At 61.8% G+C, this 14,907-nt stretch carries 12 protein-coding genes; 7 read left to right on the top strand and 5 right to left on the bottom strand.

Going from position 1 to position 14,907, the window contains the following annotated elements:
* From VFE81_RS14010 to VFE81_RS13980, 7 genes are all read left to right on the top strand, one after another.
* Positions 1–1,635: tetratricopeptide repeat protein (locus VFE81_RS14010; RefSeq protein WP_325045170.1), on the top strand; the 1,635-nt coding region annotated here is incomplete at its 5' end.
* Positions 1,632–2,777: a dTDP-4-amino-4,6-dideoxy-D-glucose aminotransferase VioA gene (vioA, locus tag VFE81_RS14005; RefSeq protein ID WP_325045169.1), complete on the top strand. Its 1,146-nt coding sequence runs from the start codon at positions 1,632–1,634 to the stop codon at positions 2,775–2,777. The genes VFE81_RS14010 and vioA, both read left to right, overlap by 4 nt.
* A 5-nt stretch (positions 2,778–2,782) precedes the next feature.
* Positions 2,783–3,481, top strand: coding sequence for a WbqC family protein (locus VFE81_RS14000; RefSeq protein ID WP_325045168.1), 699 nt, complete (start codon positions 2,783–2,785; stop codon positions 3,479–3,481).
* Complete coding sequence (locus VFE81_RS13995; protein ID WP_325045167.1) at positions 3,478–4,455, top strand: hypothetical protein; 978 nt, start codon at positions 3,478–3,480, stop codon at positions 4,453–4,455. Before VFE81_RS14000 ends, VFE81_RS13995 begins: the two co-directional genes overlap by 4 nt.
* The gene (locus tag VFE81_RS13990) at positions 4,452–4,976 is read left to right on the top strand and encodes a GNAT family protein (RefSeq protein WP_325045166.1); all 525 of its coding nucleotides are present in this window, start codon (positions 4,452–4,454) and stop codon (positions 4,974–4,976) included. Before VFE81_RS13995 ends, VFE81_RS13990 begins: the two co-directional genes overlap by 4 nt.
* Before the next feature lie 32 nt (positions 4,977–5,008).
* On the top strand, positions 5,009–5,794 hold the full coding sequence (locus VFE81_RS13985) for a phytanoyl-CoA dioxygenase family protein (protein ID WP_325045165.1): 786 nt from the start codon (positions 5,009–5,011) through the stop codon (positions 5,792–5,794).
* 5 nt (positions 5,795–5,799) lie between these two features.
* Positions 5,800–6,531 (top strand): class I SAM-dependent methyltransferase, encoded by a 732-nt coding sequence (locus VFE81_RS13980; protein WP_325045164.1) that lies wholly within the window; start codon positions 5,800–5,802, stop codon positions 6,529–6,531.
* A 30-nt stretch (positions 6,532–6,561) separates the two neighbouring features.
* Here the strand turns inward: VFE81_RS13980 and VFE81_RS13975 are convergent, their stop codons facing one another.
* The 5 genes from VFE81_RS13975 to VFE81_RS13955 all read right to left on the bottom strand — a co-directional run.
* Positions 6,562–8,931: a carbohydrate-binding family V/XII gene (locus tag VFE81_RS13975; RefSeq protein ID WP_325045163.1), complete on the bottom strand. Its 2,370-nt coding sequence runs from the start codon at positions 8,929–8,931 to the stop codon at positions 6,562–6,564.
* 95 nt (positions 8,932–9,026) lie between these two features.
* Entirely contained in the window at positions 9,027–11,009 is a 1,983-nt protein-coding gene (locus tag VFE81_RS13970; RefSeq protein WP_325045162.1) for an alkyl/aryl-sulfatase, read from the bottom strand.
* Positions 11,010–11,160: 151 nt separating this feature from the next.
* Positions 11,161–12,342 carry a BamA/TamA family outer membrane protein gene (locus tag VFE81_RS13965; RefSeq protein ID WP_325045161.1) on the bottom strand — a complete coding sequence of 394 codons (1,182 nt, stop codon included), beginning with the start codon at positions 12,340–12,342 and terminating at the stop codon, positions 11,161–11,163.
* A gap of 15 nt (positions 12,343–12,357) precedes the next feature.
* Complete coding sequence (locus tag VFE81_RS13960; protein WP_325045160.1) at positions 12,358–13,332, bottom strand: transporter; 975 nt, start codon at positions 13,330–13,332, stop codon at positions 12,358–12,360.
* 108 nt (positions 13,333–13,440) lie between these two features.
* Positions 13,441–14,907 (bottom strand): DUF1254 domain-containing protein (locus VFE81_RS13955; protein WP_325045159.1); only part of this gene is annotated, 1,467 nt, incomplete at its 5' end.

The following is a 14,907-nucleotide window of genomic DNA, read 5'->3' as shown; positions in this document are numbered from 1 at the left end:
CTGGAAAGCCACACCGTTCTCGCGGACACGCTGCGCCTGAAAGGCCTGCTCAAGGACGCGGAAGAAGTCTGCCGAACCATCATCGCGATCAATCCCGACCATGCCGAAGCACAACGGATCTTCGGCATGGTTCTGGTGCACCAGGGCCGCGTGGCGGAGGGTTTGGCCGCGGCACGGCGTGCGATCGAACTGGCGCCAGACAATTCCGGCACGTATAGCGCACTGGGGGTGTTGCAACTCGATCTGGGGCTAGTGGCCGAGGCGGAGCGGAGTTTCCGCACAGCGGTGGAGAAAAACCCGAAAGATGCGATTGCCGCCGACAACTTCTTATTTACGCTGGCTCACAATCCCGAGATCGATCAGGACACGCTCTTCGCCGAACACGTTAAATTCGCCCAGGCTCATGAAGCGCCAGTGCGCTCGCAATGGCCGCGCCACGTAAATAAGCGCGCGCCTGACCGCAAGCTGAAAATCGGCCTTGTCTCCGGCGACCTGTTTCGTCACGCCGTGTCGTCGTACCTGCTGCCGATCGTGGAGCACCTGGCGAAAGATCCCAGCGTCTCCCTGCACATCTACACCAACCACATTGCCGAAGACGACTACACGCAATTGCTGCGTGATTGCGCCGATGAATGGCACCAGATTACCGGTATGCCCGACGCGCAACTGGCCAACAAAATCCGCGACGAGCGAATTGACATCCTGTTCGATCTCTCGGGACATACAGGCCGCAACCGTCTTCTCACCTTCGTGCGCAAGCCCGCCCCAATCCAGGTGAGCTGGCTAGGTTATCCGGCCACCACCGGCCTAAGCGCGATGGACTATTACCTGGTGGACAGATTCGGTGTGCCGTTCGGCCCCGCGGAACGCATGTTCTCCGAGAAAATCGTCCATTTGCCAGCCAACGCGCCCTTCCTGCCGGAAAAGAGCGCGCCGCCAGTCAACATTCTGCCGGCCATGCACAACGGTTACGTGACCTTCGGCAGTTTCAACCGGCTGAACAAACTGCGTCCCGACGTGATCGCGCTGTGGGCAGAGTTACTGCATACGCAACCGTCGTCGCGGATGCTGCTTGGCGCTATCGGTTCCGACGAAGACGAACAGTTGCTGATCGACTGGTTCGCCAACGCAGGCATTGCGCGCGAACGCCTCATGTTCCGCCGACGTTCGAGTATTCCGGTCTACCTGCAACAGCATTTTCACGTCGACATCTGCCTCGATACGTTCCCGTACACGGGTTCGACCACGGTCCTGAACTCACTGTGGATGGGCGTGCCGACACTGACGATCGCCGGCGACACACTCCCGAGCCGCGCTGGCGCGACCTGGATGTCCCATGTTGGACTGCGAGAATTTCTCGCAACGGATAAGGCGGACTTCGTCGCTAAAGGCGTCGCGCTGTCCTCCGACATTTCCGCGCTCGCGGCGCTGCGGACCGGCTTGCGCGAGCGCTGCATTGCGTCGGCGGCATTCCGGCCTGAGGTGGTGGCCGCGGGTCTGTCGCGCGCATTGCGGATCATGTGGCAACGCTGGTGCGATGGCCAACCGGCCGCTGCCTTCGAGGTGTCGGCAGAGGACGCTACTGGCGCCGCCGCCGATGCGACCGCACCCTCCGAAACAGGGGAAAACAAGTGAACGCAGCCTTACCGCCTGGCGCCGTCGAGCCGCAGACCAACGAGCGCATCTACGTCACCCAGCCGCATCTCGCTCCGCTCGAAGAATTCATTCCCTATCTTCGGCAGATCTGGGACAGCAAAGTGCTGACCAACGGCGGCCCGTTTCACCAGCAGTTCGAAGCCGCGCTGTGCAAGTACCTCGGCGTGCGCCATCTGGCGCTGTTCACCAACGGCACGCTGGCGCTGCTCACCGCGCTGCAGGCACTGCGCGTGACCGGCGAAGTCATCACGACGCCGTACTCGTTCGTTGCGACCGCGCACTCGCTGGTCTGGAACGGTATCAAGCCGGTATTCGTCGATGTCGATCCGGCAACACTGAACCTCGACCCTGCCAGGATCGAGGCGGCGATTACGCCGCAGACCACCGCGATCATGCCGGTGCATTGCTACGGCAAGCCGTGCGACGTCGAAGCGATTCAGAAGATCGCGGACAACTACAACCTGAAGGTGATCTACGACGCGGCGCATGCTTTCGGCGTGCAGACCGAAGCCGGCAGCGTACTCGAACACGGCGATCTCGCGGTGCTGAGTTTTCACGCGACCAAGGTCTTCAACACGTTCGAAGGCGGCGCGATCATCTGCCAGGACGCGAAGACGAAGCAGCGCATCGATCATCTGAAGAACTTCGGTTTCGTCGATGAAACGACGGTCGTCGCATCCGGCATCAACGGCAAGATGAGTGAAATCAATGCCGCGTTCGGGCTGCTTCAGCTTCAGCACATCGACGAAGCGCTGGCTCGGCGCGCGCAGATCGACGCGATGTATCGCGAACGCCTGCGCGATGTGTCCGGCATCCGCTGCCTGCCGAAGGCTGGCGAAAAGGTGGCGAACCATTCGTACTTTCCGATTCTCGTCGGCCCGGAATATCCGATCAGCCGTGACGCGCTGTATCAGAAGTTTCGCGACCAGGACATTTATGCACGCCGCTATTTCTACCCGCTGATTTCGGACTTCCCGATCTATCGTGGCCTGCCGTCCGCGCGTCGCGAAAACCTGGCGGTCGCGCATGCCGCTGCGCAGCAGGTACTGTGTCTGCCGATTTTTCCGGCGCTGACGGACAACATGCTCGATCGCATCGTCGGACTCATTGCGGATTGCTGAACGCCATGAAGCTCGCGATCATGCAGCCCTATCTGTTTCCGTATATCGGATATTTTCAGCTGGCGGCCGCAGTCGACAAGTTCGTCTTCTACGACGACGTGAACTTCATCAAGAACGGTTGGATAAACCGCAACCGGATGCTGCTAGGCGACCAGGTTCGCTACCTGACCGTCCCGCTGACCGGTGCGAGCCCAGCGCTAAAGATCAACGACATCCTGATCCAACCGCGCGAGCGCTGGCTGCGTAAGATGCTCGAATCGATTCGTCACGCCTACGCGAAAGCACCTCAGTATCCGCGCGTCAGTGAATTGATCGAGCACATCCTGACTGCGCCGTTCGAGCATATTTCGCTGCTAGCGTCGCACACCGTCACGGAAATCTGCAGGTACCTGGAGATCGACACCGAGTTCGTCACCTCGTCGACAAAGTACGGCAACGCACAGCTCAAAGGAACCCAACGGGTAATCGATATCTGTGTGAAGGAGCACGCGCTCACTTACGTGAACCTGCCAGGCGGCCGGGCACTTTACGACAGTGAGGCGTTTTCCGCCCGCGGCGTGGAGCTCGCTTTCATCGAACCGAACCTATGCCCTTATCCGCAGTTCGACGATGCATTCCATCCGGCTCTATCGATTCTCGACGTACTGATGTTCAACAGCAAAGATCGCGTCCGAGACATGCTTTCCGTGCAGGTGTATGCATGAACGCAGGTCAGTCGCGCGCTATCGGTGGATATTTCGAGCTGGAACTGCCGCAGGCCGGGTCCACTCTTCACGACGGCGCGCTGCGCTTCCAGTCGTCGCGAGCGGCGTTTCTGGCGCTGCTTCGCTCGCTGCGCCCGGCCGCCGTCTGGATGCCCTGGTACATTTGCGACGCCATGATCGAGCCGCTGCGCATGGCCGGTACAGCCGTCAAACGTTATCGGCTCGACTCGGATTTGCGCGTGCAATCCGTCGACCTCGCGCAGGATGAGTGGCTTGTCTACGTGAATTACTTTGGCCTGTGCGAGCATCAGGTCGACGACGTGCTCCGCCGGTTTCCAAGCGAACGCGTCGTGATCGACAATGCCCAGGCCTTGTTCGCACAGCCACGCGATTGCCTCGCCACGCTGTACTCGCCGCGCAAATTTCTCGGCGTACCTGACGGTGGGTATCTCGTCACGCAGCAGCGGATCGATATGCCGAATGCGATAGACCATGCCTCGGTGCAGCGCTGCGGGCATCTTCTAAGCCGGCTCGCGCAAGATGCGGAGATAGGGTACGCAGACTATGCTGCAGCCGAAGAAAGCCTGAAATATCAGCAGCCACTGCAGATGTCGCAACTGACGCAGCGGATGCTCGCCAGTGTCGACTACGATGCCGTGCGCGCAAGGCGAGTTGCGAATTTTGCGTTCTTACATGAGAAGCTGCAGCGCTACAACCGCTTCACGTTTCACCATCGCGAAGATACGGCGCCGCTTTGCTACCCCTATTTCGGCGCGCCCACAGGACTTCGCGAAGCGCTTCGGGCGCAACGTGTCTACACACCCGGCTACTGGCCGGACGTCGCTGCCGCCGAAGGGGTGCCGGAATTCGAACGCGATCTTCCTGACTCGACGCTTTTCTTGCCGTGCGATCAGCGGCTCGCGCGCGACGATCTGGCGCCGATCGTGCAACGCATACTGGACCGACTCGCATGATCAACAACACGACATTCCTGCGCGAAATCGAACGCGGCGACCTTGCAACCATCAACGCGTGGCGTGCCGATCAGGCGCTGGTCAGTCTGCTCGGCGGCGCCTTCCGGCATGTGGGTCCGGAGATCGACGGCAAATGGTTCGATAGTTACCTCAGCTCCCGCGCGAATAACGTTCGTCTCGCGGTGTGTCTCACGTCTACCCGGGAACTGGTCGGCGTGACATATCTGCTGGGAATCGACTGGGTGAACCGCTGCGCGGAATTCTCAATCCAGATCGGCGCGGAGTCGGCACGCGGCCGAGGGGTCGGCGAGGCCGCAACGCGCTTGACGCTCGAGCATGCATTCAGCGACCTCAATCTGCATCGCGTTTCGTTGACCGTGCTCGCGTCCAATGCACGCGCCATTGCGCTCTACGAAAAAGTGGGCTTTCGCGCCGAAGGTCTGATGCGGCAGGCGGCCTTCAAAGGCGGCCACTACTTCGACGTTATTCCGATGGCCATGCTGACTGCTGACCGGTCCTGAGCCATCCACCGTTTTCCGTTGGCCATCCCTTTATGACCATGATCGACGCTCGACACGATACTGCGCTTGCGACGGCAGGCTGGACCACCATCCCCCAGCTGATTCGCACCGATTTGCTCGACTCGCTGGTTGAGGCGCTGCCTCCCTCTCTCGCGTTGCGCAACGAGATTCGGCAACGCAATGGCGTGCTGGACAACAGCGCCGGCACCTTGCATCACCTTTTGATGGATAGCGAGTGTTATGTCGAACTGCTGGCGGAGTTCTCAGTCCTGGAGCCGGTTTTCAAACGGTACTTCGGCGGCAACTTTGTCCTCAATTCGTACGGTGGCGTCATCAACGAGCGCGACTCGCGCTCCTATGTGCAGAACGTGCATCGCGATATCCGCTTCGGCTCGGACACGCGGCGCTTCATGCTGAACGCGCTGGTGATGCTTGACGATTTCACGTTGGAGAATGGCGCGACGCACGTCCTCTCACACTCGCAAAACATCCAGCAGCAACCCGCCGACGAAGCGTTCTATGCGCAAGCGGCACGTGCGACAGGCAAGCGCGGCTCGGTCCTGCTGTTCGATTCGCGCATGTGGCACGCGACCGGACAGAACGCCACCAATGCGCCGCGCCGTGCTTTGACATTGACCTTCACCAGCCCCTTTTTCAAACCGCAGCTCGACTATGCCCGGCTGTTCGGCTATCGCAATCTCGACCGGTGTAATGCATGGATGCGTCAGGTACTCGGCTTCAACGCGCGAGTGCCGGAGTCACTCGATGAGTTTTACGTTCCGGTCGAGCAGCGCTTCTACCAACGTGGACAGGATTGATTAACATGAGCAGAGACTACAACGCGGAAGCGAAAGATCATCCCGACCATCGCTACGCTTACGACTTCGACTATCTGATGCATGAATACATGCTTCGGACATTTGCGCCGTTCCTTGCCAACGGCAACGCGCTCGAACTGGGATGCTTCGAGGGCAATTACACGCGCTTGCTCGCTCAACGCTTCGACGCGCTGGAGGTTGTCGAGGCATCGGCAGACTGCATCGCGGTTGCATCGGAGAAGGTGAAAGGCTCGGTCAAATTTCATCACTCGACGTTCGAAACATTCGAACCGGCGCGCCGCTACGACAATATTTTCCTGATCCACACGCTCGAGCACCTCGATCATCCCGTCGAGGTCCTGAGCCGGATCGGCAGTTGGCTGTCCGAGGGTGGCCGCCTGTTTGTGGCCGCGCCGAATGCGCGCGCTGGATCGCGGCAGATCGCGGTCAACATGGGGCTGATCGATCATCATGCGGCCGTGACGGCGGCGGAAGCGGCGCACGGCCACAGGGTGACCTACTCGATCGATACGTTACGAGCCGACCTGCGTGCGGCGAAGCTCCACCCGGTCACGGAAGGCGGAGTCTTTTTCAAGGGCCTTGCCAACTTCCAGATCGACGCGGCTTTGCAGGCCGGCATCATATCCAGAGCGTATCTGGATGGTTGTTTCGAGTTGGGGCGCATCTACCCCGACTTGTGCTCCAGCGTATACGCAATCTGCGAGCGCGGTGCCTGATCCCCGGGCGGGAGGTTGCCGCGTCGGTGCTCACCGCCTGAACCGCCCACCTCCGCCGCCGCCAAACCGCCGCTGCGCCTGCGGCTGAAACTGCCCGCTCGCCCGCGCATTCCCAAGGTCATGCCCCTGCTTGAGCGAGTCGAGCCGCTGGGTCTGATTCGCGTTCGGCTGCACCGGCTGCCAGCCGTCGGCGCTGTGCTGTTCCCAACCGCCGCCCTGGTCGTGCCGGTAGACGTTGCCGTCACTGCCCGCATAGACATTGCCGTTATTCCACGCGACAGCGCGCCCCGTGTCCTTGTTGCCCACGATGCCTTTCGTGCCCGCCTGGTGATCGCCTGAATACGCGTTGCCGGTCACGCCGGCTTCAGCCGCGCCGTAACGTCCCGTCTGCGCGTTGTAGCCGGCGCGCTGCCGGCCCGCCGCATAGTCGCCGGTACCTTCGTTGCCCGCCACGCCGCCGCGCGCCGCGCCGCTGCGTCCCGTCGACGGATTACTGAACGAGCCTTGCCGTCCGGCCGCGAAGTTGCCGTTGTACGCGTTCTCGACCGCGCCGCGGCTCGCCTGAAAGTGGCCGCCGGTGTACGGATTGAAACCCGACGCGGCCGACCCCGCCCAGCTATTGCCAGTCCAGCCGTTCCAGCCGCTCGCGCGGGTCACGGTGCCCTGTCCCCAGCGGCCGTAGATATTGGCCTGGTTGACGTTCGCGTATTGCCAGCTCCACGGACCGCCGCCCCAATACGGACCCCAGTATGGCGACGGCGCACCCCACGTGGCGCCGATCGCAAAGCCGAAGGCGAAGCCCACCGTGGTGCCGAGCGCGAAGCCCGCGCCGTAGCCATAGGTGGCCGGATAACCGTAGTAAACCTCGCCGACATACGGCGCGTACACGTAGCCGGTGCCGTACACGACGGTGCCGTCCGCATTGACGACCACGCCCATGTAGCCCGGCGTATAGCCGACCACCACCGTATCCGGCGTCGCCGAATAGACGTGGACGTATGTCACGTAATGCACGGGCGAAGCCGCCGGAATCGTATAGATCGCGGCCGGCACGGTATCAGCGACATGCCATGGACCACTCTCCGCGCTCGCCGTGAACCAGATCCCGTTGGCAACCGCGAAAAATTGCGAAGGCGCCGTCTGGATCACCGGAGTCGCCGTGTTCACCGCATACGACAACGACGTGCCCGCGATGCCGACGAACTTCGGCGCGCCGTCATAGATGACCTTCAACGTCGTGGTCTTGCGCGACACGGTCGCCGTCTGCGGGATGGTTGCGGCGATCGCCGCTTCTTTCGCCTGCGGCGTGCCCGGCACGGAGACGAGCGCGTTCGCGTGTGGGTCGTCGGCAGCGATCTTCGAGAAGTCGGCGGGCAAGCTCTTGCCGTCGACGAAGGTCCAGGGTCCGGAGAGGCTCGCTGCGCTGAACCAGCGGCCCGACAGCAGCAGGTAGTAGTGGTTGTCGCGCGGCTCAACGAAGAGCGCATGGTCGGCGTTGGTGACGGAGAGCAGATTCACTCCCTTCACCGGTTGAAGCGAAGGCTTGCCGTTCGTCACCACCAGCTCGGCCGGTTGTGCGGCGACCACCACGTCCGGCGCCTGCGCAGGCTTCTTGCCGTCGGCGGGCAACATCGGGTCGGACTTCAGATTCGTTTGCGCTTTGTTCGCCGCTGCGACCAGCTCATGCGGCGGCGCTGTGTTCAGATGCCACGGACCGTCGAGCGATGTCGCGTCATACCAGTAGCCCGCAGCGTTCAGATGCAGCGCGCCGCTCGCGTCCTTGAGCAGCATCGCTCGCGTGTTGATCAGGCGTTGATAGTGCGTGTCGCCGAGCGCACGCCAGTTCGCATCACCGTCGACCAGGACGAGCAACGTGGGCCGTTCGGCAAAGATAATGTTGGGTACGTTGTTCTGCACCGCGAGGCCGGGTTCGCCGCCCTCGTGGGTGCTGGCGTAACTGGCTTGCAGTTGCTCGAGCGAGGTGGTGAGTCCGTCTTTCGGTATGCGTGCCTGCAAGGCTGTTTTCACCCCGGCGGCAGCCGCGGGAGTAGCCGGCATGTCGACCTGGTCGATCACGATATCGAGCAGTTGTACCGTCGAGCTGGTCTTGTCGATTTCAGCGCGCGCGGTGAAATGCGCGGCGCCGTAGTTCGGTGCGGCGCTCTTCGCGCCGACCGCAAAAGCGGCACGCCCTTCGATCCGGTTGCCCTGCCACACTTCCACCTGCGGCTGATACAGCTCGATGCGCTGCTGTGCGCTATCGAAATCGCGCGGCCAGACGGTGGGCAGAGGCTGCAACGCGGCGGCGGCGAGTGCTTGAGCAGGCGTGGCAAGCGTCACCGCCAGCGACGTGCAGACGCCGGCGAGCAAGAGCAAGGATCGCTTCATCGTGGTCTTCATGGCACACGGCTCCTTCAGCATAGACATCGGTAAGTCGGGAACATCGGCGCGGGCGGCTTGCTGCCAACCGCCCGCGCGTCCAGCAATGCAAACTGTTACGGCGTCACGATATTGAACATAGGATTGAAGCTGTCCAGCATGCTGAACAGTTCGGTCACCTTCTGCGAATCGCCGGCCACCTTGGCCTTGCCCGACTGCGTTTCCTTGTCGAGCGTCTGGCCGCCCATCAGCAACGATGCGAACGCATCCTTGTTCATGGTCAGCGTGGCGTCCGCATTCGGCAGCGTTGCGTTCGGCGTGTAGATCAGCACGGAATTGCGCAACTCGATCGCGTACTTCTCGCCGTTGCCGAGATCCCAGTTGATCGTGGTGTGCTTGCCGTCCGCCTTCGGACCGTTCAGGCGGATGCCCATGTAGTCCAGCAGCAGTGAGGGGCTCATTGCGGCGACCGCGTCCGGCGTCACCGTGTTCACGCCAGGCACCTTCGGCACACCATTCCGCAATTCGTAGGCGCCCATCAGATACTCGTTACGCCACGTCGGGTTCTCGGTCTGGTAGCCCAGCTGTTCGAGCGCGTCCGCTTCGAGATTGCGCGCCGCCTTGTTTTCCGGATCGGCGAATACGACCTTGTTCATCGCGGTGGCCACCCAGCGGTAGTTGCCCTTGTCGAAGTCCTGCTTCGCCTTCGCCATCACGGCATCCGCACCACCCATGTAGCGCACGAATTCTTTCGACTCCTGTTCCGGCGGCAGCGGATGCAGGTTCGCCGGGTTCGAGTCGTACCAACCCAGATAGCGTTGATACACGGCCTTCGAATCGTGGTTCACCGAGCCGTAGTAGCCGCGGTTGTACCACTTCTTGCCGGTCGTATCCGGCACCTGGATCTGCTCGCCGATCTCGGTCATCGTGTAGCCCTCGTTCGCGAGGCGCAACGATTGATCGTGGATGTACTTGAACATGTCGCGCGTGCCGGCGATATAGCTGACCGCGCGGTCCTGCCCCCACGTCGGCCACTGGTGCTGCGAGATCACCACGTCGGTCTTGTCGCCGTAACGCACGATCGCTTCGTTCAGCACCTTCCACCAGTTCGCCGCGTCGCGCACCTGGGCGCCGCGCAGCGTGTAGAGGTTGTGCAACGTGTGCGTCGTGTCTTCGGCGGTATCGAGCAGCTTGAACTGTGGCATGTAAATCAGCATTTCCGACGGCGCTTCCGTACCCGGCGCCATCTGGAATTCGAACTGCACGCCGCCGATGATGCGCGTCTCGCCCGTCTTGCTGATCGTATCGGTCGGCGCAATCAGGCCGAGCGTGCCGAACGAGGTGGTCTTGCCGAGACCGGCATCGACCTGCCCGCGCGGGCTGGCCGGCAGGAACGCGCCGTATTGATAGAGCGTGCGGCGGCCCATCGCATTGCCGGCGAATACGTTTTCGCTGACGGCTTCGGCGAGGAAACCTTCCGGCGCGATGATCTTCACCTTGCCGCTCTTCACGTCCGCTTCGTCGACCACACCCTTTACGCCGCCGTAGTGGTCCGCGTGGCTGTGCGTATAGATCACGGCCAACACCGGCTTCTTCGGACGATGCTGGTAGTACAGGTCGAGCGCGGCACGCGCCGCTTCTTTGGTGACCAGCACGTCGATGATGATGATGCCGTTGTCGCCCTCGACGATCGTCATGTTTGCCAGATCGAGGCCGCGCACCTGGTAGACGTGATCGGTGACCTTGAAGAGGCCGTTGAACATGTTGAGCTGAGCGTTACGCCACAGGCTCGGGTTCACCGTGTCCGGCGCCTGGCCTTCCAGGAACTTGTACTTGTTCAGACTCCAGCTGATGCCGCCGTCGTCGGTCTTGATAACGCCGTTCGGAATGGTCGCGATGAAACCGCGTTGCGCGTCTTCGAAGTCCTGCTTGTCGTCGAACGGCAGTTGCTTGTAGACCTGAGCGTTCTCCTGCTTCGTGACGGCGGTTGCGTCCTTGTTCGGTGCGGCGGTTTGCGAAACAGCTGCATGTGAAATGCAAAGCGTAGCGACTGCGACAGCGACTGCGGTGAGCCGCTGAAAGCGTTTTTGTTTTTCCATCGTCATTTCCTCGAATCAACAAAACATCGGCAAAACACGCCGAACTAAACAACATCGAATCGCGGCTTGTTCAACCCGGCGTACAAACGGGCGCCGGGCAGATACGCCGTCTCATCCATGAACCTCGATCGATCAGCACCGATCGTTCGGGTCAGCGCCACGCGCTGCCCACCTGCACGTAAAACGCGTTCTGCCCCGGGCCATGCGCGACGTCGATGCCCATTGTCACGCCAAGCTTGCGAGCAATCAGATAGCGAAAGCCCGTTCCGAAGCCGAAGGCGGTGGGCGCATCCGAAAACGAATGCAGATGGCCATACGCTTTGCCGACGCCGCCGAAGCCGAGCACCGACCATCGCGGCGTAACGTTCCAGCGGATTTCAGCTTCAGCGGTGAGCTGGTTGTTGTCCTGGAACTTCGCGTCGGACACGCCGCGCAGCGATACGTACGGCTGCGCGAAAAACGGAATATTTCCCTGCGAAAAGCCGGTGTCGGCACGCAGACCGAAGACCCAGCTCTTCGACAGCGGAATCCACTGGTAGCCGCGTGCGGTCTGCTCCTGAAAGTTGGTGGAACTGCCCAGGCCGCCACGTGCAAGGTCCGCTTCGAGCTCCGCATAGGTACCGCTCGACGGATAGAACATGTTGTCGCGCGTGTCGTAGTCGACCACCACGCCGCCCTTGGCGACGCGCTGATCTTTCTGGAACTGGTGAATGCCCTCTGGAATGACCGGCCCGAAGCGCGTACTCGCGTCGAAGAAGGTGTAGCGCGGACCGACATACCAATGACTATTGCCGAGCCTGAACAGCACCTGTTGCACCAGTGCAATGCCGTCGAGTTGATACGCGCGCGGCTGATTCAGGATGCCGTAATAGTTCAGATGCAGCCCCACCTTGCCGATCACGCCGAGATAGCGGATGTGGTCGTCGTCCCATGTGTGGAAGTGCATCAGCCCCACGCCCCAGCTATGCGTGCCAGTCGCGAAGCCGCCGAGCCCGGTGATGTTCGGCGGCGCTTTGGAATCGGCGGGCGCATCGGCGCTTTTCTTCGGCAGCGAAAAGTAGAGCAGGCCGAGACCGACACCGTAGCCAACCGCCGGCTCGGTGATCAACGTTGGCACCGGCAATACGCCGCGGTGCGTCAACAGCAGGTTGCTCAGGTCGAATGCGCCGTCTTCGGGATCGGTGAATTTCGACTCCGCGTGGCCGTGGATCGACATGAGCAGCAAGGCTGCGGCGAACGCCGACGCACGCAGCCCGCGACTGCGGGGCGCGTCGACTTCGATGGACGTATCGGCGTCGCCGGAAAACGGCACACGCACGGAATGACGGGACAACAGGCGTCTCCTCCGTTACTGGAAGGTGGCACTCACCGACAGCTCCACCGCGTTCCCCTTCGGCCGGTTACTGACGTTGAACTCGTTGACCCAACGCAGCGATGCCGATACCGGTGTTTTCTGGACCTTGCCCGACCAGGTGACCATCGGCCCGATACCCACCGAATGCCCCTGATTGCCCCCGGAGACATCGGCGAGTCCACCGCTGTCATGACCGATCTGCTGGATGTAGCCACCCACCACGCCGACGCCCCAACCGCTGCCGAAGCGCTTGAGCGCCAGCAGATCGAGCACGCTGACCGGCGCATTGTGATAATGACTGTCGCTGTTGGCCGTGTAGAACTCGACGCCGTAGTTCAGCGATAGCTCGATCTCTTCTTTCGGGAACAGCTTCGTATAGGCGACCGTCGGCGTGAAGGTCCACGTGTTCTGGCCGGCATTGGCAAGCCGGCTCGTGCTGTAGGCACCCGTAGGCGCATAGATCTGCACGCTCAACGCAACATGGTCGGTCTTGGTCAGGTGGTAGCCGGCCACGATCGGCGTGAAGAAGAGATCGGCGAACTGGGTGTTGTGATCGTTCGGCAAGCGGCCGTGGAACGACGAGATGTCGGTGTACTGGAACGGCACCCCGAACGAAGACGCAAAGTTCCAGCCGCCCGCGGTGATGCCCCACGTCTTGACAGCATTGACGATGGTGTACATGGCCGTCACGTCGACGCCGGCAGCGATCTGGCCGGCAATGGGAATCGTCTTGCTCGCGCCTAGCGAGCCTTCGTAATAGATGGTGGTGGCCGACACGATCCAGTCGCTGGTGGGCGGCACAACGCCCGCGTAGGGTGTGATCTGCTGGCCGGTGATTGGCCGGCCGATGCCGCCTTCAGTTGCCCACCCTTGCTGTGAGACGCACAGGCCGACGGTGGTAAGAAGCGCACCCGTGCATAACCTGCTCGCGAATGGCCGGCTAATGAACAAACGGTTTGGGCAACTCATGATCATCCTCGGAAATAAAGTGCCGCGTTTGCGTACGCGGCTAAACAACACGTGAACACACTACGGCGACAGGTCACACACATGTACGCATCTACAACAGCGCGTTCCTCACGGTTCGCGCTTCACCGGCGGCGGAGTCCAGCTTCCGTCGAGCGCGGGTTGCTGCGGCCAATAGGCGCGTACGTACAGCGAGAACGCTTCATTGGCCGGTGCCGGCAGCCAGTTGGCCAGCTTGTCGTCACCAGGGCTCGTGTTCTGCACGTAGAGCGTCAACGAGCCGTCGGCATTGAACTTCAGGTCCTTGTTTTTGGTGCCGAGCGAGTAGCGGTTCTGCGCGTTCGGCGAAAAGAAGTGGTGCGAGTTGTACAGCGTTAGCGACCAGAAGCCTTTCACCGGCGGCAAACTGTCTTTGGAAAACGTCACTGTGTAGCGTGCGTTGCCATCGAGGCGCTCACCGGATGCGTCGGCGTCGGCGTAGAAATACTTCGTCTCGTTAGGCTTGTTGACGAAGATGTTCGACTTCGCCACCGCCGTGCGCGTGTAGTAGTCCGTGCCGAACGCGGCACCGTTGCTGATGGTGTTCCAGTTGGCGGGTAGCCGCCTGCCGAAGGTATTGAAGTTGAACAGCGGCGTGACCAGATCCGTCTCGGCCTTGACCGCTTCGTCGACGATTGCGGCCTTGATAGCCGGATCTTTTTGCGCCGCCGCGATCAGCGCGCGCGCCTGCGCGTAAAGCGCTTCTTCGCCGCGCTGCGGCGGCGCCTCGTCGAGCACCGCGGGCAGTTCGCCCCAGAAACGATTGGGATCGACCCACTTGATCTCTTCGGCGTTGCCGCCCGCGGCACCGCCGGCCGGACCGAAGCTCGGCAGCTTCGACCAGTCGGTCTCCTTGACCTTGCCGTCGTACTCCGCGAGCGGATACAGACCGACCTTCGTAATCACCGACTGCACGGCCACGCGATCTTCAGGCGTGTCGTCCATGAAAACGCGCGGAATGAAGCTGCCGACCCCGGTCGACGAGCGGAACACCTGGCGAATGCCCTTCGGCACCTGGCCGTGCCAGTCAGGGCCCGCTAACAGATAGAAGCCCGGACGCGTGCCGTACATCTTGCCGAGACTGGCGAAACCATCGGTACGCAGATCGACGGCCTGATAGACCCAGAAGCGTTTGCCGAAATCGGGCACCTGCACGACTACCGGCGTCTGGTTCAGATCGAGAATCGCGGAGCCGTAGACCACGTCCTGATTCGGACACGCGACAAAACGCTCCTGCGGCGCGATATAGTCGCGCAGCATCGACAGATGATTGGGCGGCGCGACCGGCACGACGCCGCCGTTCAGGCCCGGCTGCGGCACCTGCTTCATCGCCAGCAAGCGGCCGTAGACGTTCACCATCGGCCACGCCCAGAAGTAAGTCTGGCGCGCCACCAGTCGTGCGTATTCTTCGGAGATCGCGTAGCCGGCTACCGGTCCGGGCATCGATGCCGTGGTGGGCATCACGTGCGCCGGCTGATCCTGCTGGGTCTTCGCGAGGATCGGCGCGGCGACCGACGCCAGCACTGCCGCGGTGACCCA

It is taken from the genome of Paraburkholderia sp. (genome assembly GCF_035656215.1).
Taxonomy (GTDB): Bacteria; Pseudomonadota; Gammaproteobacteria; order Burkholderiales; family Burkholderiaceae; genus Paraburkholderia.
This window is presented reverse-complemented; position numbering and strand designations above follow the sequence as displayed.

Coding starts and splice junctions, on each gene's coding strand:
- VFE81_RS14000 (WP_325045168.1), top strand. CDS start 2,783: ATGAAGCTCGCGATCATGCAGCCCTATCTGTTTCCGTATATCGGATAT.
- VFE81_RS13995 (WP_325045167.1), top strand. CDS start 3,478: ATGAACGCAGGTCAGTCGCGCGCTATCGGTGGATATTTCGAGCTGGAA.
- VFE81_RS13990 (WP_325045166.1), top strand. CDS start 4,452: ATGATCAACAACACGACATTCCTGCGCGAAATCGAACGCGGCGACCTT.
- VFE81_RS13985 (WP_325045165.1), top strand. CDS start 5,009: ATGACCATGATCGACGCTCGACACGATACTGCGCTTGCGACGGCAGGC.
- VFE81_RS13980 (WP_325045164.1), top strand. CDS start 5,800: ATGAGCAGAGACTACAACGCGGAAGCGAAAGATCATCCCGACCATCGC.
- VFE81_RS13975 (WP_325045163.1), bottom strand. CDS start 8,931: ATGAAGACCACGATGAAGCGATCCTTGCTCTTGCTCGCCGGCGTCTGC.
- VFE81_RS13970 (WP_325045162.1), bottom strand. CDS start 11,009: ATGGAAAAACAAAAACGCTTTCAGCGGCTCACCGCAGTCGCTGTCGCA.
- VFE81_RS13960 (WP_325045160.1), bottom strand. CDS start 13,332: ATGAGTTGCCCAAACCGTTTGTTCATTAGCCGGCCATTCGCGAGCAGG.